We start from the raw sequence: 727 nt of genomic DNA on the forward strand, positions 1-727 counted from the left end.
CCCACGTGTACGACATATTTTTACGGAATCTGATATCCTGCGGGTTTATATTTTTCCGTTTAACTTTTCTAAACCCCCGATTGGTTCTTTTATTGGAGACCTTCCAACAAGCAACATCACTTTATCGCTGCCAATGTTACCATCTTCGAATGTTAACTGCATTGATTGGCCGGGTTCGGTTTCAACATAATTATTATCCATCTCATAAACCAATTTATAAAAATCGCCAATTTGTTTATTTTGTAACCGGGCGGCGGTGGTGGTTCACTGCCGCTCAGTGTTTTATGGGGGTGAACGTGAACGGTTTGTTTTCATACTTTCCTCATCTTTTCCTCATTATTAATGCAACCGCACGGGAATATCTTTCACCTACAGCAACCATAATGTTATTCTTATAGTCGCATGAGTAATAAATCTGTGCCGTTGCTGCTTCAGGATATACATGCCAGTTTAAACCATTATAATGTGCAACAAGACCATAAGAACCAACAACAAAAACATCGTTTGTACTTATACCTCGGACTCTATCAGTTCCATACAAAGGAAGCTCAGTCATTTCCTGCCAATGTTTATCAGGACGACGAATAAAAACTCCACTACCTGATGTAAAAATTCTTTTCTCATCTTCAAACCAAGTCGAATGTATACGTCTATATCCTATCCATGGAATTGTATCAATAGTGTTATTTTCATTAATCTTAAGAATTTTTCGCTCTCCGGGTTCCCA

Annotated in this window: 2 protein-coding genes; both read right to left on the reverse strand. The window is 38.4% G+C overall.

The annotated features are described in order from the left end of the window. Window positions 1-45: 45 nt before the first annotated feature. Window positions 46-201, reverse strand: coding sequence for a hypothetical protein (locus tag QME58_14415; GenBank protein MDI6805006.1), 156 nt, complete (start codon window positions 199-201; stop codon window positions 46-48). 121 nt (window positions 202-322) lie between these two features. Next, window positions 323-727, reverse strand: a 405-nt coding sequence (locus tag QME58_14420) for a hypothetical protein (GenBank protein MDI6805007.1), incomplete at its 5' end; no start/stop codon positions are given.

This window comes from Bacteroidota bacterium (assembly GCA_030017895.1).
In the GTDB taxonomy this organism is placed as follows: Bacteria; Bacteroidota; Ignavibacteria; order UBA10030; family BY39; genus JASEGV01.